A 19,641-nucleotide genomic window follows, 5' to 3' on the forward strand; every position below is an offset into this window, starting at 1 on the left:
ACTCAATCGGCATTCAAAAAGGCCAAATCTAACCCCCGCGACACGCCGAGCCAGACACACATTTTGACCCTTAACCCCTTTTTTAATTAGCTGGGAGGCTAGAAGGTGTGCTCGTTCTTGGCGCCCCGGCAAACGGTCGGCGCAAAATAATTTGGGCGAGCCCCGAAACGAGCCTCCTGTACTCCGCCTTCCCGGCGGTGTGCCCTCAGAATACGTCCGCGTCAAAGCGACCGTCAATAGTTCTTTTTAAAGAAAACCCCAACGGGGGCAATGCGCGCATTTTCCCTGCTAGAACCCTATGGCAAGTGCCACGGCACAGACAGCGCACGCTATCTCAATGACTGCACCAAACACGTCGCCGTTGACTCCGCCAAACCTCTTCACGCAATGCCGCGTCAGCAGCAGTGTAACGCCAAAGCTCAGTGCACAAGCGACTACGCCCACGAGCCCAACCACCCAGCCCGACACAGCGAGCAGCAGTATCCACCAGCAGGTCACCGTGACTGTGGACTGAGTACCGGCAGTCAGAGAGCCGAAGCCGCTGTTCGAAAAAGGCGGAAAGCCGCGCCAGCAGGCAGTCGTTGCCGCCGCACGAGAGGCTACAAAAGGCAAGCACAGCGCAACCACACCAGGCCACATCTGACCAGCAGACCACTGCGACAGCACACTAGCCACAATCACGGCAAAAGCAGTCGTCGTCGTCAACATCGTCAGCACGATGGAGCCCACGCCCATTGGGCCGGTGCTCGGATCGCGCAGCACCTCCCGCGCCCCCTCCGGCGGCTTATACGAGCCGAGGGCATCCGCCACATCCGCCAGCCCATCCAGGTGCATCGCGCGGGTCAACATCTGTGCCGCCACCATAATCAGGGTGCCGCCGAGGATCGGGGTGACGTCGTAAAGCGTGGGCGTGCCTGACGACGACGTTGCGAACAGCGCCGCCGTGATGAGAACTGCACCCGCGGCAGGAACGAGCCCAGCTACTGGCAGTGCAGCGATGGCGCGGCGGCCGGTGATGCGGTCGAACACGCTCGCGCCTTTGAAAGGCAGGACAGTGAGCCAGGACAGGGCAGTGGTGATGGCCTCAGCGACGGCATTGCCGTGAGCAGAGGGATCGCCGTCGAGGTTGTCCTGGCGAGACGGGCCGGCTTTGTCGGACAAGTCGATTAGTCCTTGGTGCTTACGCCTGCGTCGGCGAAAGTAGCCATGTTGCGCAGGACCGATACGCCGGACTTGACCAGCGGTAGGGCAGCGACGGCGCCGGAGCCTTCGCCAAGACGCATCCCGTATTCGAGAAGTGGTTCCTTATCCAGGTGTCGAAGGGCAAGCGCGTGCGCGGGCTCTGCCGACTTGTGGCCGGCGACCCACCAATCGCGGGCGCCTGGAGCGAGCTGGTCAGCCAGCAGAGCGGCGGATGTGACAACCACTCCGTCCAAAATCACAGGAGTGCGACGCACCGCTGCTTGCGCCAAGAACGCGGCCATCACGGTCATATCCGGCGAGGAAATACGACGGAGCACCTCAACCGGGTCATTGCGCAGGCGACGCACGCGGAACATGGCATCGCGTACGGCAGCGACCTTGAGCTTCCACCCCTCGTCATCAATGCCAGTGCCTCGGCCGACGACGACCACCGGTTCGGAGTTGGTCACGGCACCAATCAGCGCCGCGGCTGGAGTGGTGTTTCCGATGCCCAGATCGCCGGCAATGAGCAGGTCAGCGCCTTCATCAACGGCGGCGTCGGCAATCGCGATGCCCGTGCGGATGGCCTTATCGACCTCCTCCTCGCTCATCGCATCCTCGCGGTCGATAGAACCACAGCTGCGACGGATACGGTATGGCCCTTCGGCATCGTGGTCGAGGGAAATGTCCACACCGGTAACAGTGGCTCCCGCGATGTCAGCGATAGCGTTCACGCCGGCACCCTTTGCCTCGATATTGGCAAGCATCTGGATAGACACCTCGGACGGGTACGCGGACACCCCGCCCTGGGCAACACCGTGGTCACCAGCGAAGACATAAACACGACAATCGTCCAGGTCACGCGGAGGGCATTCTCCCTGACACGCCGAAATCCAAATGCCGAGTTCTTCCAACCGGCCAAGTGAGCCTGCGGGCTTAGTCAACTGCTCATGGCGCGCGCGGGCGGCCTGTTCAGTCTCTTCGTCAGGGCGTGCTACCGGTCCAAAATAATCCGCGTTCATACTCTCAAACGCTACCCGAAAACGATTTGTCTACCGACCATTGGTGCACAGCTATTCGCATTGCTAGGCAGACCGTCATAGGGGAAGCGGCGTGGAGTGAATCTAGCTCGCCGCCTTGACTTCCATGGGGCAGCCAGCCACAACTAGGACAACACGATCACAGATAGCTGCGAGCTGCTGGTTGAGAAGGCCAATCTCATCACGGAAAAGCCGCCCTGAGCGGTGTTCGGGAATGACACCGAAGCCCACTTCGGGCGACACAATGAACAGGTCGGAATCTGCGGGGAAGTTGCGCACGGCGTCGACAAGCGAGTGCGTCCACGGCGCGACGCTGCCCCTCGGCGCCTCCCACAGCCCCTGCGCGTCGATGATGTGCGTCAGCCAGGTGCCGACATCGTCCAGCAGCATGCGCCGCTCCGGCGACGCGAGAGCTTCCACCGCATCGACGTCATCAACCGTGTGCCAGGCCACTCCGTGCTCTTTTGCCTGTGCTTGACGACGAATGCGGTGCTCCTCGACCCTGGAGTGAAAATCGCTATCACCGGGCCAGGGCCGTGCTGTTGCGATGTAGTGCAACACCGTTGAGGCTGCAGCATCTGAGGCATCGCCGGTTGAGGCTGCGGCGGTGGCCAGCAGCTCGTGCTCAGCCCATGAGGACTTGCCTGAGCGGGCGCCACCGAGAACCAGAGTGCGCATGGCAGATGAGGCTACTTGATCTCGTCGCCGATGTTGACCTGCGGACGCGGAGTACGCAGACGACGCGGCTGAGAAGCGCGGGAGTAAGCGTAGAAGCCCAGTCCCCAGGCCCCTTCGGTGGTCTTCGGGAAGCGCTCACGCGTCAGCTTGATGGCACGGCGGCCGATGTAGATGGCCTCGATGATCAGGGCGATGATGAGAACCATCGCGATGAGAGATGCGATGTTGGCCAGCTTCGGCAGGGAAGTGCCAATCATCATAATCAGCAGCAGAATCAGCGCGAACGGGAGGAACACGTTAGCGAGGAAGCGACGGGAATCAACCCAGTCGCGGACAAACTTGCGCTCAGCGCCCTGGTCGCGTGGCAGCATGTAGCGCGGATCGCCGGCGGCCATGCGCTCGTCGGCAATGCGACGCTGCTCACGTCGCTCTGCTCGCTCGCGTGCCTTGGCGGCCTTGAGCTCTTCCTTGGACATGGAAGCCTTGAGCTCCTTGCGGCGCTGGCGAGCTTCCTTAGCGGTCAGCGGCGCCTCGACCGGGCCACGGCGGATGCCGCGTTCGCGCTCAACCTCGTTGCGCTTCGGAGTGGGGCGCCCCTTCTTGGGAGTAAAAGCACCGCTGTGCTTCTTCTCGGGCTGCTGAGACTCCGAAGCGGTGCCCTTGGCCCCGCTGGATGCGGTCGCGTCGGTGGCTACGTCTCCGGCGTTGGTTGCGTCAGCGTTAGCTGCCTCAGCTGCCTTGGACTTTTTGTCATTCTTTTTCCACGGTAGATTCACGACCCCAGATTATAAGGTCTTCAAGGTGCTTCCCTAATTAGGTTGCAGGTTGAGGGTCAGGGGCGGGGCAAGGGCGAGGTTTTGGGGATGACCGCCGCAGGGGCAGGCGGGAAGAGTGCGCTTGTGGCGTGGGAAGCCGTGGTGTGGTTGCGATGTGGCGGCAAAAAGAGACTTCCGAAAAAGAGAAAGAAAAAGAGAACCCAGAATTGGGAATTAAAGACTGGTCGGTAAGGTTGTGATAAATAATGACGTAGCCGACCTTGGGGTCGACTCGCATACTTAAACACTTCAACAAGGAGGACACGCGCTATGACTACTGCTCAGAGCACTGGCGTTACCCTGACCGAAGCTGCGGCTGCCAAGGCAAAGGCACTTCTGGACCAAGAAGGTGCCACCGACCTGGCACTGCGTATTTCCGTGGCTCCGGGCGGCTGTGCCGGCCTGCGCTACCAGCTCTACTTCGATGACCGCAGCCTCGACGGCGATGTCGCCGAAGTTTTCGGTGGCGTCAAGCTGGTCGTTGATCGCCAGTCGGTTCCGTACCTGTCCGGTGCCACCATCGACTTTGCTGACACCATTGAACAGCAGGGCTTCACAATCGATAACCCGAATGCCACTGGCTCCTGCGCTTGCGGTGACTCCTTCAACTAAGTCATTAGCTGAGCAGAGCTGTCAGCAGACGCTGTGAAAAGCGTCGGATAGTAAAAAGGCTCGGACCTCACTCTTGTTAACTGAGTGAGGTCCGAGCCTTTTCTATTGGTTGCCCCAGCGATGGTGACAGCCTGCCGGGGCAGGATGGGGCTGAATCGCGGGGACCGTCGTAAAGCGAGCTAGAGCTCGACGGGGTAGTCGCGCTGCTCGATGTCCGGAGTAATGCGGTCTTCGATGAAGATGCCGTGCCAGACCATGAAGGCCAGGATGGTCCAGAGGCGGCGGGAGTGGTCGCGCTCGGTTGGGTGGTGCTCGGCGAGCATCTTGAGCACGGCGTCCTTATTAATGAACTCTTCGGTCTGGGACTCGCGGATGATGTCCTCGGCCCAGCCGTGCAACTCGTCGCCTGCCAGCCAGTGGCGAATCGGCACCGGGAAGCCCAGTTTGCGGCGGTTGAGCACGTGCTCCGGAACAATCTGCTCCATGGCGCGACGCAGTGCGTACTTGGTGGTGCCGTGAGAAACACGCATGTCCACCGGCAGCGTCTGTGCAACGTCGAAGACCACACGGTCGAGGAACGGCACGCGCAGCTCCAGGGAGTTAGCCATGGTGATCTTGTCCGCCTTGACCAGAATGTCGCCACGCAACCAGGTGAACAGATCCAAGTGCTGCATCCGAGTCACCGGGTCCCAGCCTTCAGACTGCGCGTAAATCGGCGCAGTGACATCGCTGTGGTCCCATTCCTTCTTGGCCCACGGCAGCACTTCCTGCAGCTGCTCAAAGTTAAAGGAACGAGCATTGCCGTAGTAGCGCTGTTCCAGCGGAGTAGTTCCTCGCTGCAGGAGCGACTTGCCGCGCATGCCCTCTGGCAGAGCTTCGCCGACCTTAGCCAGACCGCGCAGCAGGGGAGATGGAACCTTGTCGAACGGCTTCAGCGACAGCGGCTCCTTATAAATGGTGTAACCACCAAAGAGCTCGTCTGCGCCCTCACCGGACAGTACGACCTTAACGTGCTTACGAGCCTCTGCGGCCACGAAGTACAGCGGCACCAGTGCAGGGTCAGCTACCGGGTCATCGAGGTACCACATAATCTTCGGAATCGCCCCGGCGAACTCCTCCGGCGAGACGACCTTCACAATGTGCTCGACGCCAATGGCGGCGGCGGACTCGGCAGCCACATCGACCTCTGAGAAGCCCTCGCGCTCGAAGCCAGTGGTAAACGTCAGCAGGTTCGGGTTGTGGCGCTTAGCCAAAGTTGCAATCGCAGTGGAGTCGATACCGCCCGACAGGAACGAGCCCACCGTGACGTCGGCACGCATATGCTTCTCGACGCTGTCCTCCAGCGCACGGGCAATGCGGTCAAAAACGTCCTGCTCAGCGCCCTTAGCGACTGGCTGAATCGGGAAACTAGGCTTGAAGTAGCGGGTCTGCTTAACTTCGCCACCAGGCGTAACGATGGCAGTGCAGCCCGACTCCAGGCGGACGATGTCAGTGTGCAGAGACTCCGGTTCCGGCACGTACTGCAGGTCGACGTAGTGCTCCAGTGCACGCTTATTCAGCTTTTTCGCATCGATGCCCATCTCCGGCGCGGCCTCGAGCAGGGACTTCTTCTCAGAACCGAAAATCGTGCCGCGCTCGGTGGTGGCGTAGTAGAGAGGCTTAATGCCGAACGGATCGCGCGCCAGGAAAAGCTTGCGCTCGACGCTGTCCCAAATAGCAATGCCGAACATGCCGCGCAAGTGCTTTACGACGTCGGCTCCCCAGTGGTGGAACCCAACGACGATAGGTTCACCATCGCCGGAGGTATTAAAGGCATAGCCTTTCTTCTCCAGCTGCTCGCGAAGTTCGACGAAATTGTAGATTTCGCCGTTGAAGGTCATGGAGTAACGATTCGGCTGATTCTCTGGTCCCCACTGCAGCGGTTGGTGGCTGTGGGCAATATCAATAATGGATAGGCGGTTGAAGCCGAAAACTGCGTCCTCATCGTGCCACGTGCCTGCATCGTCAGGGCCGCGGTGCCGCATGCAGGGCAGGGCCCTTTCGACAACGGGAACGAGCTCCGCTGCGTCAGAATTTGCAGCCAGGATTCCGAGAAGACCACACATGCTTCGTGCGCGCACCTTTCGCTTAGTGTCACTTAATGGATTTTCGACGGCTCCGTAGCTAGCGGCTCAGCGCGACTGGTTGTCGCCTTAACCGGTGGCCGTGAAGGACCGCCGCGTGGCTGAGTAGCTGGGTTGAACCCCAGATTGGCGCCACATAGAAATGCTGCACCTACTTTAATGCCTTTTGGGGAAAAGCGAGAATGTCTGAGTTTGCCGTGTCTAGGGCTCGGGGCAAGGTTGCGCGGGACGGTGTGTGCGTCAGCGCGTGGCACAAACACTAAAAAATTCATAGACTTAGGAGCGTCAACAGGGTGTAACTGGTGAGAATGCCACCCCCGATAGGCGGGTCTTTCTCAGTATTTTATTAGGGCAGATATACTCAAAGGCACCCCACAGCCATATTTATTGTGGAGAAAGCTTAAGAATCGACTACTCTGCTTGGGTAGGACGAAACCTTAATCGGTTATCGAAAATTGTGTGGATCAGGAAGGCAGACACACGTGAATCAGCGTAGAAAGTTCGGAGTCGCCCGTAAGCTCGGCGTCCTCGGCGTTGCCACCGGTAGCGCAGCCTTGCTTGCCGGCTGCGATGTTAATCCTCCGGAGAACGGCTTCTTCAAGCTGCTCCGCTTTGGTTGGCCGGAAGGTGTGACCCCGGAAGCACAGTCCATGGGTAACTTCTGGGTTTGGACCTGGGTTGCAGCTTGGATTATCGGCATCATCGTTTGGGGCGTTACCCTTTACTCGATGGCAAACTTCACAGCTAAGAAGGCTGAAAAGAAGGGCAAGGGCGAGTTCCCGCGCCAGACTGCATACAACGTTCCGGTTGAGTTGTCTCTGACCATTCTCCCGATTCTGATCGTGATGACTCTGTTCTTCTTCACGGTTCAGACTCAGGACAAGGTCACTGCCCTGGATAAGGATCCGGAAGTTACCGTCGACGTCACCGGTTTCCAGTGGAACTGGAAGTTCGGTTACGCCAACATTTCCGCTGACCTGATGGGCGGCGAGGAATACAACGGCCGTATTGAGAAGCCGGCTGATGAGCAGTTCTTCACCGAGGGCGGCCACGAGGTTCCGTCCGCTGAGGATCGCGCAAAGCAGAAGGAGCACCCGGTTCACGGACGCTCCAAGGAGAGCCTCGACTACCTGCACTACGACGAGATTGAGACCCTCGGTACCACCGAAGAGGTTCCGGTCCTCGTTGTTCCGGAAGACACTGCAATCCAGTTCGACCTCGCGTCCGCTGACGTGATTCACTCCTTCTGGGTTCCGGAGTTCCTCTTCAAGCGCGACGTGTTCCCGCACCCGGAGGCTAACAAGTCCAACCGTGTCTTCCAGATCGAAAAGATTGACTCGGACAAGATTGCCAACCGACCAGAGGACAACCCGAGCGACAAGGTCAAGAACGCATTCGTTGGCCGTTGTGCCGAGATGTGTGGTACCTACCACGCAATGATGAACTTCGAGATTCGTGCTGTCTCCCGTGAGGCATTCACCGAGTACATCAAGTTCCGCCAGGAGAACCCAGAAGCTACTAACGCTGATGCTCTGAAGCACATCGGTGAGCCGGCATTCGCAGTCTCCACTTCGCCGTTCAACTCCGGTCGTGTCGACACCCGCGACATGGGTGATCGTGGTGCTAACACCATTGACCTGAACGCGACCGCCAAGTAAACCCAGCAAGATTCTTACTTAAAGGAAGTTCTCAAATGAAGTCTGCAGCAAAGCTCTTCTACGGACTTACCGTGTTCCTGGGGTTCATGGCTGTCGTCTACATCTTCGGCACTCAGTACCTCCAGGACACCGGTAACGTCATCAACGAAAGCCAGGGTCGCCTCGAGTGGGCTGGCGCAACCGGCCTGGTCCTCGCAGCTCTGATGACTCTGATGCTCGGTGGATACTTCCACTTCACTGAGCGCCGCTCCGACATCACCCCGGCCGACTTCGAAGAGGCAGAGATTGCCGACGGTGCAGGTACCCTCGGTTTCTTCTCCGCTAGCTCGATTTGGCCGTTCGTGATGACCATGGGCATCCTCCTCATGGGCTACGGCATCGCATTCATGGCCTACTGGCTGATTGTCCTTGGCGCGGTAATTCTGATCGTCTCCGGCACCAAGCTCAACACTCAGTACATCACTCCGCCGGAGAAGCACTAGTCCGAGTGCAATCAGACTGAACCACAGTCGTAGATAACCGAAAAGTCTCTCCCACTAACAAGGGCGTTAGTGGGAGAGACTTTTTTGTTTGGGCGAGTGGGAGGGGATTCCTAACTGGTGTTACCTCGTCGGTTAGGATCTGTAGTCAATATATGATTCCGCATCAAGCGAATTCGACGGGTTTCTGCCCCTTAGGTAGTTCGATGACCTCACCGTCAGTCACCTGCAGATGACGCGCTTCGAGCGAGTTGATCATGCGGTAATCGTGGGTAATCACAATAATTGTGCCCTCTGCAGATGCGATCGCGTCTTGGACCTGCTCGATTAGATCCACACTCAGATGGTTCGTAGGCTCATCGAGCAGCAAGATCTCCGGCGGATTGGCTACGACCAACGCTAACGCCACCCGGCGCTGCTGGCCGATGGAGAGGCTTCCTACCGGTCGATTGGCATCCTCAGGGCTAAGCAATCCAAAGTCGTCGAGAGGCACGCGGGCATTGGGCGCAAGGTCGTACAACTCACGGGCGGACTTCTTTGGGTTTTCCCAGTCTTGTTCCTGAGCCAGCATGGCTACTCGACAGTTCTCGCCGATACGCACCTCGCCAGCCTGCGTCTCAACTTGCCCCATGATCGTCTTAAACAAAGTAGATTTGCCGGCCCCATTAGGGCCGGTGATCACGACCTTGTCGCCGGGACGAATAGTCAGTGAACCAACCCGAATTCGATCTGGGACGACCACACCGCGCATCTTGATGTGAAAATCTTCATCGCTGCCCGAAGCAGCGCGCTTGGTCGGTAGGGGTGCGGTCAACGGGGCATCAAAGCCCAGTAGTGCCGGTGGACGCTCCACACCTTCCTCAATGAGTTCCTCCAGCCGCTGCTTAGCCGAACGCACGCGGCGGGCGATTTGCCGCTCTACACGACCGCCACGGCGGTCATAAGCCATCTTGTTATTGTCCGTCATTTCCCGACCCGGTGAGATCTCACGAGCGCCATTCTCGATGGTGTCTTCCAACCGATTGCGTTCATGCTCCTCCGAGCGCCACTGGTGCTCCCATAGCTCACGCTGGTGGCGACGGTGCTTCGCGTAGTCGGAGTAATTACCACGGAACAGCCCAATACCAGGGCGCCCCGGCACCAAGTCTCCAATTACAGTACAAACGGCATCCAGGAAGTCGCGGTCATGTGTTGCCACCACAACCACTCCAGGGTGGTTCTGGATGGTGTCAATCACGAGCTGGCGACCGCGTTCATCGAGATGGTTGGTGGGCTCGTCGAGAAGCAGAATCTCTGGCTTTCGAATGAGCGTAATCGCGAGCCCCAACCGCGCCCGCTGCCCGCCGGAAATCTCCGTGGTTAGTTGCTCTGTCAGGGGAGCGCCGTCCGGAGCAGAACCGGTCAGGCCGAGATGGTCGAGCACAATCTCCGCATTATGTTCGGCGTTCCAGTCATCGTGAGCCATGACGTCCGAGAAGGCCTTCGAATACGCCTTCTCTGCCGCCTTAGACTCATCTGGGGTCTCTGCTAAGGCCATCGCCTCAGCTGCCTCTTCTAACTCCGCTAAACGACGTTTCGAGGGGCCGAGGGCTTCATCGATAAGCATTTGCACCGTGGAGTCGAAAGGAGCTTCCAGTTCCTGAGAGCCGAGTACACGCGTGCCAATATGAGTCACCGTACCGCTCGTGGGCCGACGACGACCCGACAGCAGCCAAAGAAGAGTGGACTTGCCGGCTCCGTTGTCTCCAACCAGACCGAGGACATCGCCGTCGGAAAGCGTGAGCGAGACATCGCGCAAAACAGGCGTGGCCTCGTAGTCGAAGTTGACACCGTTGGCGACAAGCTGTGTGGCGTTGCTCGAAAGATCGGTGGTGGGGGAGGGACTGGTAGACATATGTCCATTTTAGTACTGGTAAACAGCAGATTTGGTATCCGACATATGTGGGGTCAAGGCGAAATCGGAAGAATCTGGGTAACAAAAACCACCCCGGTCGACATCCGAAGTGGATGCGGACCGGGGTGGTCTTATTTGAGCGCAGTAGAAAACCTACCGCGGAACTTTACTGCTCGAGCTGGCGACGCTCTTCAGCGTTTTGAGCTTCGAGGTCACGGAACATCTGAGCCTGCTGCTCGTGGTTCTCGTGCTCGATACGAGCTGCCTCTTCGGCGATCTCCGGGGAGTCCGGGCTGAAGAAGCTACCGCGACCCGGGCTACCAGCGGCGCCCAGTTCGTTCATGGTCTTCGGGACGTAAGCACCCTGGTACTCGAGCGGAACGGCGTGGCCGTGCTCGTCGACCGGACCCAGTGGCTGGTGGACCTCGATGAAGGAACCATCAGGTAGCTGGTTGATGATGCCCGTCTCGATGCCGTGCTCCAGGACAGCGCGGTCAGAGCGCTGCAGGCCGATGCAGATTCGGTAAGTGACGAAGTAAGCGATCGGAGGCAGGATGATCAGACCGATACGGCCAACCCAGGTCATCACGTTCAGCGAGATCTGGAAGTGGTATGCGATCAGGTCGTTACCACCGGACAGAGTCAGCAGGGTGTAGAAGACCAAAGCCATGGCACCCAGGCCGGAGCGAACCGGCACGTCGCGCGGACGCTGCAGCAGGTTGTGGTGGGCGTTGTCGCCGGTGATCTTCGCCTCGATGAACGGGTAAGCGAAGAGCAGGACAACCAGAACACCACAGAGCAGGGCGACCCAGAAGACTGCCGGGATCGTGTAAGAGCCCAAGTAAAGCTCCCACGGCGGCATGACACGGGCAGCACCGTCAGTCCACAGCATGTAGATATCCGGCTGGGAACCAGCGGAAACCTGCGCCGGGTTGTACGGGCCAAGGTTCCAAATTGCGTTGATCTGGAAGATACCAGCGAATAGCGCCAGGAAGCCGAACGTAATCAGGCCGAAGGAAACGGACTTGACTGCGAAGATCGGGAGAATACGAACGCCGACGACGTTGTTCTCGGTACGACCTGCGCCAGGGAACTGGGTGTGCTTCTGGTACCAGACCAGAGCCAGGTGAGCGGCAATCAGACCCAGCAGCAGGGCCGGGAGAATCAGCACGTGTGCAATGTACAGGCGCGGGATAATCATGTCACCCGGGAAGTCGCCGTTGAACATCATCCAGTGCAGCCAGGTGCCGATAATCGGCAGACCGATGATGATTGCGGACATAATACGCAGACCAACACCGGAAAGCAGGTCGTCCGGCAGGGAGTAACCCATGAAGCCCTCTGCCACGGACAGCAGCAGGAGGATGGAACCGATGACCCAGTTAGCCTCACGCGGCTTGCGGAATGCGCCGGTGAAGAAGATGCGGAACATGTGCGCCATGATGGACACGGCGAACAGCAGAGCACCCCAGTGGTGAATCTGGCGAATGAACAGGCCACCGCGAACCTCGAAGGAGATCTGCAGGGCGGTCTCGTAGGCGCGAGACATCTCGACACCGTTGAGCGGCGCGTAGGCACCGTCGTAAATGACCTTCGACATCGACGGGTCGAAGAACAGAGTCAGGTAAACACCCGAGAAGAGCAGGACTACGAAGGAGTAGAGTGCAATCTCGCCCAGCAGGAAGGACCAGTGGGTAGGGAATACCTTATTGAGCTGCTTACGCATGCCGCCAGACAGGGTGTAGCGGTCATCCATATTCTTAGCAGCGGTTGCTAGTTTCGTTGGATTACTCATGACTGACGCTCCCAGAATGCCGGACCGACGGGCTCAATGAAGTTGCCCTCTGCGTACATGTAGCCTTCTTCGTCAACGCTGATCGGCAGCTCTGGAAGAGCGCGAGCAGCTGGACCGAAGACCGGCTTGCCGTAGTGCAGTGCATCGAACTGCGACTGGTGGCATGGGCAGAGAATACGGTTCGTCTGCTGTTCGTACAGAGAAGTCGGGCAACCGATGTGTGTACAAATCTTCGAGTAGGCGAAGTAGTCGCCGTAGTGGAAGTCTTCCTGACCCTTGCGCAGGATTGCCTTTTCAGCGTCCTGGGAACGCAGACGGATCAGCATGACCGAGTTGCGGGAGCCGTGAATCGAGTGCATGTGTGCCTCGTAGACATCAGCATCCTTGGAGTACTTGTCGCCGTCGTTGACGTCCTCCTCCGGAAGAGGGAAGACGGTCTCCATGGAACCTGCGGACAGGTCCTCTGGGCGGAGGCGAACCAGGCGGGAAACGCCCTTAGTGGTGTAGCCGTGTACGCCCTCTTCAGCGATAGCGCCGGTGTCGCGACCCAGGTAAACCTTGTGGCCCTTCTCGACGAGAGTCCAGCCAGTGGTCCACAGGGTGCCGTCACCAGTGACGTCAACGTCGTGGCGTGGCTTCCACGGGTTCTTAATCATGCCGCCAAGCGGAAGGATCATGCCGATACCAGCCAGGACGGCGCCGGTACCAAGGAGGCCCTTGATAGCGGAGCGACGACCCAGGGTGGAGGTCTGCCAAGAATCGTTCAGCAGGGCAACGATGGTCTTCTGGTCGACCTCTTCGGACGGACCATCGTGGCGGCGCTGAACCGAAATCTCTTCCGGAATGAAGCGCTTGGTGAACTTAACTGCACCAATACCCAGGGTGACGATGCAGCCACCGATGGTGATACCCAGCAGCGGGGTGTACATAGTGTACAGCCACAGACCCTCTTCGCCGTGCCCCTTGTAGTGCCACGGGTAGAACAGGTAGATGGCGATGAATGCCAGGCCAAGAATGACCGACAGTGCCAGCCAGATGGTGACACCACGAGCCGCGCGCTTTTCAGCCGGGTCGTTGGCAATCGGGAAGCGTTCCTTGCGGTAAGCAATGGTCACGTCATCGAGTTCAGCACCCAGACGAGCGAGATCCGCATTGCTCATCTTCGACAGCTCTTCGGAGCTGTACTTCTTGTTTTCGTTATTACTCATCGGCGGGATCCAATCCAAAGAGCGGCCGCTACGAGAGCGACAATGCCTACAATCCACATGACAAGGCCCTCAGCAACTGGGCCGATGCCACCAATGCCCCAACCACCCGGGGTCGGAGTTTCCTTGGCGTTCTTGATGTAGGCGATGATGTCCTTCTTCTCGTCAGCAGACAGCTGGCGGTCAGAGAACTTCGGCATATTCTGCGGGCCGGTCAGCATGGCCTGGTAGATTTCCTGCTCATTTGCAGGATCCAGGACCGGTGCGTACTTACCGCTGGACAGTGCGCCGCCACGACCGGTGAAGTTGTGGCAGGATGCACAGTTCAGGCGGAACAGCTCGGAACCGCGAGCAACGTCAGCCTTGTCAAGCTCACCGTTCGGGCCAGCGTTCTTACCGCGTAGCGACTCCATAGCGATGGAGCCGTCCTCGTCGCGGACGATGCCGGCGCCGCCGCCATTAGCCTGGACGTAGGCTGCGATAGCCAGCGTCTGCTCTTCGGAGTAACGCGGGGTCTTACGTGCTGCCTGAGCCTCGTTGCGGAGCATCGGCATACGACCGGAGTGAACCTGGAAGTAAACCGAGCCTTCGCCGACGCCGATCAGCGACTTGCCGCGGTCCTTAACGCCCTGAAGGTTGGCGCCGTGGCAAGTAATACAAGCAACGTCGTAAAGCTCCTTGCCCTGCTGAATCATTGCGGCTTCATCCTGCTGAGCAGTAGCCGTCTGTGCATCAGGGGTCAGAGCATTAGCGAGGAAGCCCGCGCCGGTGAGGGCGAGAGCCATAGCCATAATGCCGGAGGCAGTACGGCGCATCTTGCGGCGGCCCTTTGACTTCGGGGCCGCAGCCAAGGACGTGGTGTCCTTGGTTTCGGAGGTAGTGTTTTCCATCTTTTTCCCTTTAATACTGTTCGTGGAAAGTGGATGGGCTGTAGGCCGTACTAAACAAAGGACGGCCAATACGGCCTACTGGATGAAGTAGATGGTGATAAACAGGCCAATCCACACGACGTCGACGAAGTGCCAGTAGTACGAGACCACGATGGCAGCAGTGGCCTGTGCCGGGGTGAACTTCGCCTTGGAGGTACGGATAAGCACCACAACGAAAGCCAGCACACCCGCGAGGACGTGGGCTGCGTGGAATCCGGTGGTGATGAAGAAGACCGAACCGTAAATGGAGTTCTGAATGGTCAGACCGTGGCTAACCAGTGTGAAGTACTCGTAAGCCTGGCCGACGAGGAAGATTGCACCCAGGGCGGTGGACAGTGCGTACCACTTACGGAGTGCGAAAACGTCGCCACGCTCGGCCGCGAACACGCCCCACTGGGCAGTGAACGAAGACGACACTAGGATCACGGTGATCAATAGTGCGTACGGGACATTGAGGTGGCCGGTACCCCAATCCCACGAATCGCCCTGGCCGTTCGCGCGTGACACGAAGTACATCGCGAACAGACCGGCGAAGAACATTAATTCCTGAGACAGGAACACAATCGTGCCGACACTGACCATATTCGGTCGGTTCAGTGTCGCAGCACGACGTGGTGCTGTCATACCTTGATTTTCAACTGCGCTCGTCACAACTAACAGTATGTACTGTTCTTAAGGAGTAGTCACGTTGCAACCCCCGTTTTTGTATAAAAATTCCTAAAATCCCAGGTCGCGAGGAAAGGTTTCTGAGAATTTCACTAATTTTTCCCCCTGATGGGAACTTTCCGGTGTCTTTATCCGACGCGGGCGAATTCGAGGGTTTGGTTGTGCTGAGTTGCGCGGTGTCCATCCCCCCTGGACTGCCAGGTTCACCTCCGGTGAACCTGGGTTAGCGATACTGCGGCATCAGTTGTCGGTTAGTTTATCGCAGGTTCGGCTCTGTTTAATATCGTATTTTTCCAGTTGCCCCAATGGGGGTGAGATTTTCGGTGAACGCAAAAGGTGGACCTGGTGATGCGCTGGATATATGGGGGAGGTATCTTGTCTTATTACGTACATCACGGTGGGATTTTTTCAACAGCCCTGTGATGTGGTGCACCTGGTGGGCGGGATAGCCAGCAGTACCTAGGTGCAGTTGTATTAATAAAGTACGAATACAGACTTGACTATCTAGTGGAAGGGAGTGGCGATGAGCGAGATCGGCGATAAGAGGGCGTTCGAAAACTGGCGCCATGTTCTCTCCACGATTGGCGCTGGCCGCGAAGTTTCCGGTGAGGGCATTCGATTCGCCATGGATCAGATCATGTCCGGTGCTTCCGGAGACGTGCAGACCGCAACGTTTGCTTTCGGTCTCCTCGCCAAGGGGATTACGGCTGCCGAGCTCGATGCTGCGGCTGAGGGCATGCTTTCATTTGCCCGCCCAGTTCATGATCCACAGCTCGCCGGTGTTATTGAGCGCGGTGCAGTCGATATCGTCGGCACCGGTGGTGATGGCGCAAATACCGTCAACATCTCCACGATGTCCATGATTGTTATCGCGGCCAGCGGTGTGCCGGTGCTCAAGCACGGTAACCGCGCGGCTTCCTCGAAGTCGGGCGGAGCTGACATGCTGGAGGCCTTTGGCATCGACATTGAGAACGGTCTCGTTACTTCTCCGGAACATCCGGATTTCTACGTGCGCTTCCTCTTTGCCGCTCGCTTTCATCCGGCCATGCGCTTCGCTGGACCGGTGCGTAAGGAGCTAGCGGTTCCGACAGTCTTCAACCTGTTGGGGCCGCTGACGAATCCAGCACGCCCGCAGGCGAGCTTGATTGGCTGTGCCTTCGAAGATCAGATGGAGACGATGGCGGACACCTTCGCCCGCCGTGGTCAGCGCGCGCTGGTGGTTCGCGGAAGCGATGGCCTCGACGAGATTACCGTTACTGGCCCCACCAAGGTCTTTATTGTGGAAAACGGTGGAGTTGCCGAAGATGCCATCGATCCACATGACTATGGCATGGAGTACTCCGAAATTGACGCGCTGCGTGGCGGTGACCCTGCTTACAACGCTGATGTTGCACGTCGCATTTGGGCTGGCGAGCTCGAAGGCCCGATTCGCGATGCAGTCATCCTTAACTCCGCCGCCGCAATCGCCATTTCGCGTGGTCTGAGTGGCCGTCCGCTAAAGGAAGCTATGGCCGACTCCATTGAAGAGGTCAAGGAAACGCTCCAGTCGGGGCTGTGCTTGGACATCCTTACCGCGGCGATGAAGGGTTAAGGTTCGCGTCGCGCTTCACGACGTGCTTGCTGCGCGTCAATTGCCCACTGAAGGTATTTTCCTGCGCCCAGCCTAGGGTAGGAAAACTCGCCTCCGGTGGGCTTTATTCGTACCTCCGGGCGCTGCAGCCATTTCCAGATAATACTGAGTTCATCAATTGATGCTCCTTTATATAAGGAGTCATCTGGAGTGACTGTTTGGGCTGAACTCTCCATGAGGTCGATGATGTAGTTCATATCCGCGCCACGTGGTGCAGTGCTGGCGCCGGCCAACCTGCCATAGCGAATTTCCGCTAGGTGCCAGCCTCCATTGCCATCGGGGAAAGCGGCTTGCAGAGATGGGATGGCGGCAAGCATGCTCAGGCGCTGCTGCTTGTCCAAGCTGATAATGAACTCCGCAGTGCGGTCACGCTGCACTGCCGCGCGTTGGAAGCGGTGTGCTTCGGCAAGTGCTGATATCTCTGCAATCATGTCTGCGATCTCGTCTGCGCCGGTGGTAGAGATCTGGGTGGTTGTTATCGCAAAGTCGTCGTTAAGCGCAGAGAACCTGTCGCGGATGGCGGTAGCGGTGTCGCGCGTGCGGAAAGGACCTAGGCCGCGGGCGTCGGTGACTGTCCGGCTAATCTTGGCAGGCCGACCGGGGCTAGTGGGGACGATGTACCAGCCGCGGGTTGGTTCGGTGCGTTGTCGGTTGTAGGGCGGACGGAGTGCAGAGATCAGACGGGCCTCGCGGATTTCTGCAGCGAAGCCGTGCGGGCACTCGATGATCTCGACGCGTTCGGCTAGAGAGACCATTTCCGTAATCTTGCGACGAGAATCAGTGCCGTTGAAATACTGCAGAAGTCTACGTCGCAAATCGAGAGCTGTACCTATATATAAGGGGTCGTCATTTCTTGACCGGAAAACATAGACACCAGGGGTGTGCGGAGCTCCATCGGCAAGGTGCCGTTTAGCACGAACCTCTGGAGCGACGGTGGGCGAGTAGTGCACTAGCTCGGACGCTGTTTGTACTTCATCGCCAGCTAGTCTCTCCATGAGGTAGTGAAGGACGTCGACGGTTGCGATTGCGTCGTCAAGCGCCCGGTGGGTGGGGCGATTCGGAGAACCGACGTACCGTGCGAGCTGTGAGAGCTTGAAACTGCCAACTTGTGAGCGGTCGAGGACGCGACGCGCCAACGTGAGGGTGTCTACGACACTGGGGCTCGGCCAATCTAGGCCCAAATCTGTGCAAGCCTGGCGGAGGAATCCAATATCGAACTTGGCATTATGCGCAACCCAGACGCTTCCCCGGGCAAATTCGAGGAACTGAGTAATAACTGTGCCGAGCTGTGGGGCGGTTTCAACATCGGCGGTAGTGATGCCGGTCAGAGATGTGATGTGGTCGGGGATCTCCATACCGGGGTCGATGAAGCTGGAAAAGGTGCCAATTGTCTTACCGCCACGGGTTTTGATGGCCCCAATTTCAATGATGTGGTCGTTTTTGGCCTTCAATCCGGTCGTTTCCAGGTCTACGACGACAAAGGTGGTGTTGAAAAGAGAATCATCGACGGTGCCTTCGAGAGGGAAGTGCTGTTGTCCTGAATCCACGTCAATAATCCTATGCTGAGCGCTCCTAGTGGTGTTAAAACTGTGAAACTTGAGCAAATTGAGCTGTTGCAAGCTGGAGTGTGACATAAAACACGTTTTGAGCCCGCGATAAAAATGTGTCGACTTTAAGGCGTTAAGTGTAAAGTTCTCGGCGGACTTCAAAATGCCAGGTAGTGACGTGTTTATCAAATTGTTACTATTCCGCTATAGGGGGAGTGTCTAGTTGTAACAGCTTGGTAACGGTTTAGTTCTATCGATGGTAACAACCGGGCCTCGAGCGGTTTTCTGGACAAACGGCTAGACAAAACTTGATGCCATTTCGTAACCTTATCGAGACATTGAAACGGGGCCACTGAGTTGGTGCCGGTCATTGATAAGAAAACACAGAGCCTTATCGAAGGTCCTGAGGGTCTAAGTAGTGAGAGCCTCAGGAGATTCGAGCCGGGGACCCACCTCGAACCATGGGGTGAATCCCAAAGGGAAATCCCGGAGGGTAGGAAGTCTTCCATTCTTCCGAACCCGTCAGCTAACCCGGTCGGCTAAACAGGAAGATTTTGGAGTTTCAAAACAATGGGCAAGCACCACCGCCGTTCTAACTTTGCACGCAACGCAGTCGCATTTGGCGCAACTGTCGCCGGCGTTACCGCTCTCGCAGTTCCGACCGCTAACGCTAACCCGCTGAACGACATCCAGGGCGCACTGAACGGCTTCGATACCCCGCAGGTTGCAGGTATGCAGGATGTTGTTGGCAAGTTCAACGACATCGCAGGTGAGGTTACCTCCGGCAGCGTTGCAAACGTCGCAGCACCGTCCACTGGTTCGGCTATCGTCTCCGCTGCACGTTCCAAGATCGGTTCCCCGTACGTGTGGGGCGCTACCGGTCCGAACTCTTTCGACTGCTCCGGTCTGACCTCCTGGGCATACCAGCAGGTCGGTAAGTCGATCCCACGTACCTCCCAGGCGCAGGCTTCCCAGGGTACCGCGGTCTCCAGCCCGGCACTGGGTGACATCGTTTCCTTCTACTCTGGCGCTACCCACGTCGGCATCTTCTCCGGCAACGGCAACGTGATTCACGCTCCGCAGTCCGGCGATGTCGTCAAGGAAGCTCCGATGAACTACATGCCGGTTCACAACTTCGTCCGCTTCTAATCTGTTTGAACGGATGACAACCTGCGGGGCCTTGATGCCCCGCAGAGCCTTGGCTCTCTTTTGAGTGAGGGGGCACTGAGGCGAGCGCCCGGGTGCTGACGCTATGCGCGTCGTAAAGCACTATAGGGGTGCTCGCCTCATTTTTGTTTTTCTACTGCGGTTAGGGTTAAGTAGCAAAAAGTGTGTCCGCTCGGCGTGTTGCGGGGCGGGCACACCGTTTGTTACTTCATGGGGCCTTT

Annotated in this window: 16 protein-coding genes and 1 riboswitch; of the genes, 5 read left to right on the plus strand and 11 right to left on the minus strand. The window is 58.1% G+C overall.

Annotated elements, in window-relative coordinates:
* Positions 1–288: 288 nt before the first annotated feature.
* The 4 genes from QP981_RS10330 to QP981_RS10345 form a co-directional block, all read right to left on the minus strand.
* Positions 289–1,161, minus strand: coding sequence for an adenosylcobinamide-GDP ribazoletransferase (locus tag QP981_RS10330; RefSeq protein ID WP_284857975.1), 873 nt, complete (start codon positions 1,159–1,161; stop codon positions 289–291).
* Positions 1,162–1,166: 5 nt separating this feature from the next.
* The gene (cobT, locus tag QP981_RS10335; RefSeq protein WP_049190512.1) at positions 1,167–2,204 is read right to left on the minus strand and encodes a nicotinate-nucleotide--dimethylbenzimidazole phosphoribosyltransferase; all 1,038 of its coding nucleotides are present in this window, start codon (positions 2,202–2,204) and stop codon (positions 1,167–1,169) included.
* A 102-nt stretch (positions 2,205–2,306) separates the two neighbouring features.
* A complete protein-coding gene (locus QP981_RS10340; RefSeq protein ID WP_070438579.1) occupies positions 2,307–2,900 on the minus strand; it encodes a bifunctional adenosylcobinamide kinase/adenosylcobinamide-phosphate guanylyltransferase in 594 nt (197 codons plus the stop codon).
* An 11-nt stretch (positions 2,901–2,911) separates the two neighbouring features.
* A complete protein-coding gene (locus tag QP981_RS10345; protein ID WP_284857976.1) occupies positions 2,912–3,676 on the minus strand; it encodes a DUF3043 domain-containing protein in 765 nt (254 codons plus the stop codon).
* 309 nt (positions 3,677–3,985) lie between these two features.
* Between QP981_RS10345 and QP981_RS10350 the strand changes: the two genes are divergently transcribed.
* Entirely contained in the window at positions 3,986–4,327 is a 342-nt protein-coding gene (locus QP981_RS10350) for a HesB/IscA family protein (RefSeq protein ID WP_005512007.1), read from the plus strand.
* Between the two features lie 179 nt (positions 4,328–4,506).
* On the opposite strand, the gene asnB is transcribed toward QP981_RS10350, so the two are convergent.
* Positions 4,507–6,432 carry an asparagine synthase (glutamine-hydrolyzing) gene (gene asnB, locus QP981_RS10355; protein ID WP_126108093.1) on the minus strand — a complete coding sequence of 642 codons (1,926 nt, stop codon included), beginning with the start codon at positions 6,430–6,432 and terminating at the stop codon, positions 4,507–4,509.
* 500 nt (positions 6,433–6,932) lie between these two features.
* Here asnB and ctaC point away from each other — a divergent pair, with 500 nt between their 5' ends.
* On the plus strand, positions 6,933–8,108 hold the full coding sequence (gene ctaC, locus QP981_RS10360) for an aa3-type cytochrome oxidase subunit II (RefSeq protein ID WP_049190506.1): 1,176 nt from the start codon (positions 6,933–6,935) through the stop codon (positions 8,106–8,108).
* A gap of 35 nt (positions 8,109–8,143) precedes the next feature.
* The gene (gene ctaF / locus QP981_RS10365; RefSeq protein ID WP_016423031.1) at positions 8,144–8,590 is read left to right on the plus strand and encodes an aa3-type cytochrome oxidase subunit IV; all 447 of its coding nucleotides are present in this window, start codon (positions 8,144–8,146) and stop codon (positions 8,588–8,590) included.
* 163 nt (positions 8,591–8,753) lie between these two features.
* Here ctaF and QP981_RS10370 read toward each other — a convergent pair whose 3' ends face one another.
* The 5 genes from QP981_RS10370 to ctaE all read right to left on the minus strand — a co-directional run bounded on the left by QP981_RS10370 (position 8,754) and on the right by ctaE (position 15,061).
* Positions 8,754–10,481 (minus strand): ABC-F family ATP-binding cassette domain-containing protein, encoded by a 1,728-nt coding sequence (locus tag QP981_RS10370; RefSeq protein WP_284857977.1) that lies wholly within the window; start codon positions 10,479–10,481, stop codon positions 8,754–8,756.
* A gap of 166 nt (positions 10,482–10,647) precedes the next feature.
* Complete coding sequence (gene qcrB / locus QP981_RS10375; RefSeq protein ID WP_016423029.1) at positions 10,648–12,276, minus strand: cytochrome bc1 complex cytochrome b subunit; 1,629 nt, start codon at positions 12,274–12,276, stop codon at positions 10,648–10,650.
* Positions 12,273–13,484 carry a cytochrome bc1 complex Rieske iron-sulfur subunit gene (gene qcrA / locus QP981_RS10380; protein WP_049170241.1) on the minus strand — a complete coding sequence of 404 codons (1,212 nt, stop codon included), beginning with the start codon at positions 13,482–13,484 and terminating at the stop codon, positions 12,273–12,275. The genes qcrB and qcrA overlap by 4 nt, the downstream gene beginning before the upstream one ends.
* Positions 13,481–14,371, minus strand: a complete 891-nt coding sequence (qcrC, locus tag QP981_RS10385; protein ID WP_016423027.1) for a cytochrome bc1 complex diheme cytochrome c subunit — start codon at positions 14,369–14,371, stop codon at positions 13,481–13,483. The genes qcrA and qcrC overlap by 4 nt, the downstream gene beginning before the upstream one ends.
* A gap of 75 nt (positions 14,372–14,446) precedes the next feature.
* Positions 14,447–15,061, minus strand: coding sequence for an aa3-type cytochrome oxidase subunit III (gene ctaE / locus QP981_RS10390; RefSeq protein WP_088611596.1), 615 nt, complete (start codon positions 15,059–15,061; stop codon positions 14,447–14,449).
* Between the two features lie 538 nt (positions 15,062–15,599).
* Between ctaE and trpD the strand changes: the two genes are divergently transcribed.
* The gene (trpD, locus tag QP981_RS10395) at positions 15,600–16,667 is read left to right on the plus strand and encodes an anthranilate phosphoribosyltransferase (RefSeq protein WP_284857978.1); all 1,068 of its coding nucleotides are present in this window, start codon (positions 15,600–15,602) and stop codon (positions 16,665–16,667) included.
* Here the strand turns inward: trpD and QP981_RS10400 are convergent.
* Positions 16,664–18,253, minus strand: coding sequence for a DEDD exonuclease domain-containing protein (locus tag QP981_RS10400; RefSeq protein WP_284857979.1), 1,590 nt, complete (start codon positions 18,251–18,253; stop codon positions 16,664–16,666). The genes trpD and QP981_RS10400 overlap by 4 nt on opposite strands.
* 413 nt (positions 18,254–18,666) lie before the next feature.
* A riboswitch (cyclic di-AMP (ydaO/yuaA leader) is annotated at positions 18,667–18,809 on the plus strand.
* Positions 18,810–18,823: 14 nt separating this feature from the next.
* Here QP981_RS10400 and QP981_RS10405 point away from each other — a divergent pair.
* Positions 18,824–19,402: a C40 family peptidase gene (locus QP981_RS10405; protein ID WP_048731217.1), complete on the plus strand. Its 579-nt coding sequence runs from the start codon at positions 18,824–18,826 to the stop codon at positions 19,400–19,402.
* The last annotated feature ends 239 nt before the right edge of the window (positions 19,403–19,641 follow it).

Source organism: Corynebacterium sp. MSK047, from assembly GCF_030232285.1.
Taxonomy (GTDB): Bacteria; Actinomycetota; Actinomycetes; order Mycobacteriales; family Mycobacteriaceae; genus Corynebacterium; species Corynebacterium jeikeium_D.

What these genes read in the sequence shown, in the direction of transcription:
- qcrA (WP_049170241.1), bottom strand. Translation starts at nt 13,484, where the DNA reads ATGAGTAATAACGAAAACAAGAAGTACAGCTCCGAAGAGCTGTCGAAG.
- QP981_RS10405 (WP_048731217.1), top strand. Translation starts at nt 18,824, where the DNA reads ATGGGCAAGCACCACCGCCGTTCTAACTTTGCACGCAACGCAGTCGCA.
- ctaF (WP_016423031.1), top strand. Translation starts at nt 8,144, where the DNA reads ATGAAGTCTGCAGCAAAGCTCTTCTACGGACTTACCGTGTTCCTGGGG.
- trpD (WP_284857978.1), top strand. Translation starts at nt 15,600, where the DNA reads ATGAGCGAGATCGGCGATAAGAGGGCGTTCGAAAACTGGCGCCATGTT.
- QP981_RS10370 (WP_284857977.1), bottom strand. Translation starts at nt 10,481, where the DNA reads ATGTCTACCAGTCCCTCCCCCACCACCGATCTTTCGAGCAACGCCACA.
- qcrB (WP_016423029.1), bottom strand. Translation starts at nt 12,276, where the DNA reads ATGAGTAATCCAACGAAACTAGCAACCGCTGCTAAGAATATGGATGAC.
- asnB (WP_126108093.1), bottom strand. Translation starts at nt 6,432, where the DNA reads ATGTGTGGTCTTCTCGGAATCCTGGCTGCAAATTCTGACGCAGCGGAG.
- QP981_RS10340 (WP_070438579.1), bottom strand. Translation starts at nt 2,900, where the DNA reads ATGCGCACTCTGGTTCTCGGTGGCGCCCGCTCAGGCAAGTCCTCATGG.
- cobT (WP_049190512.1), bottom strand. Translation starts at nt 2,204, where the DNA reads ATGAACGCGGATTATTTTGGACCGGTAGCACGCCCTGACGAAGAGACT.
- QP981_RS10350 (WP_005512007.1), top strand. Translation starts at nt 3,986, where the DNA reads ATGACTACTGCTCAGAGCACTGGCGTTACCCTGACCGAAGCTGCGGCT.
- qcrC (WP_016423027.1), bottom strand. Translation starts at nt 14,371, where the DNA reads ATGGAAAACACTACCTCCGAAACCAAGGACACCACGTCCTTGGCTGCG.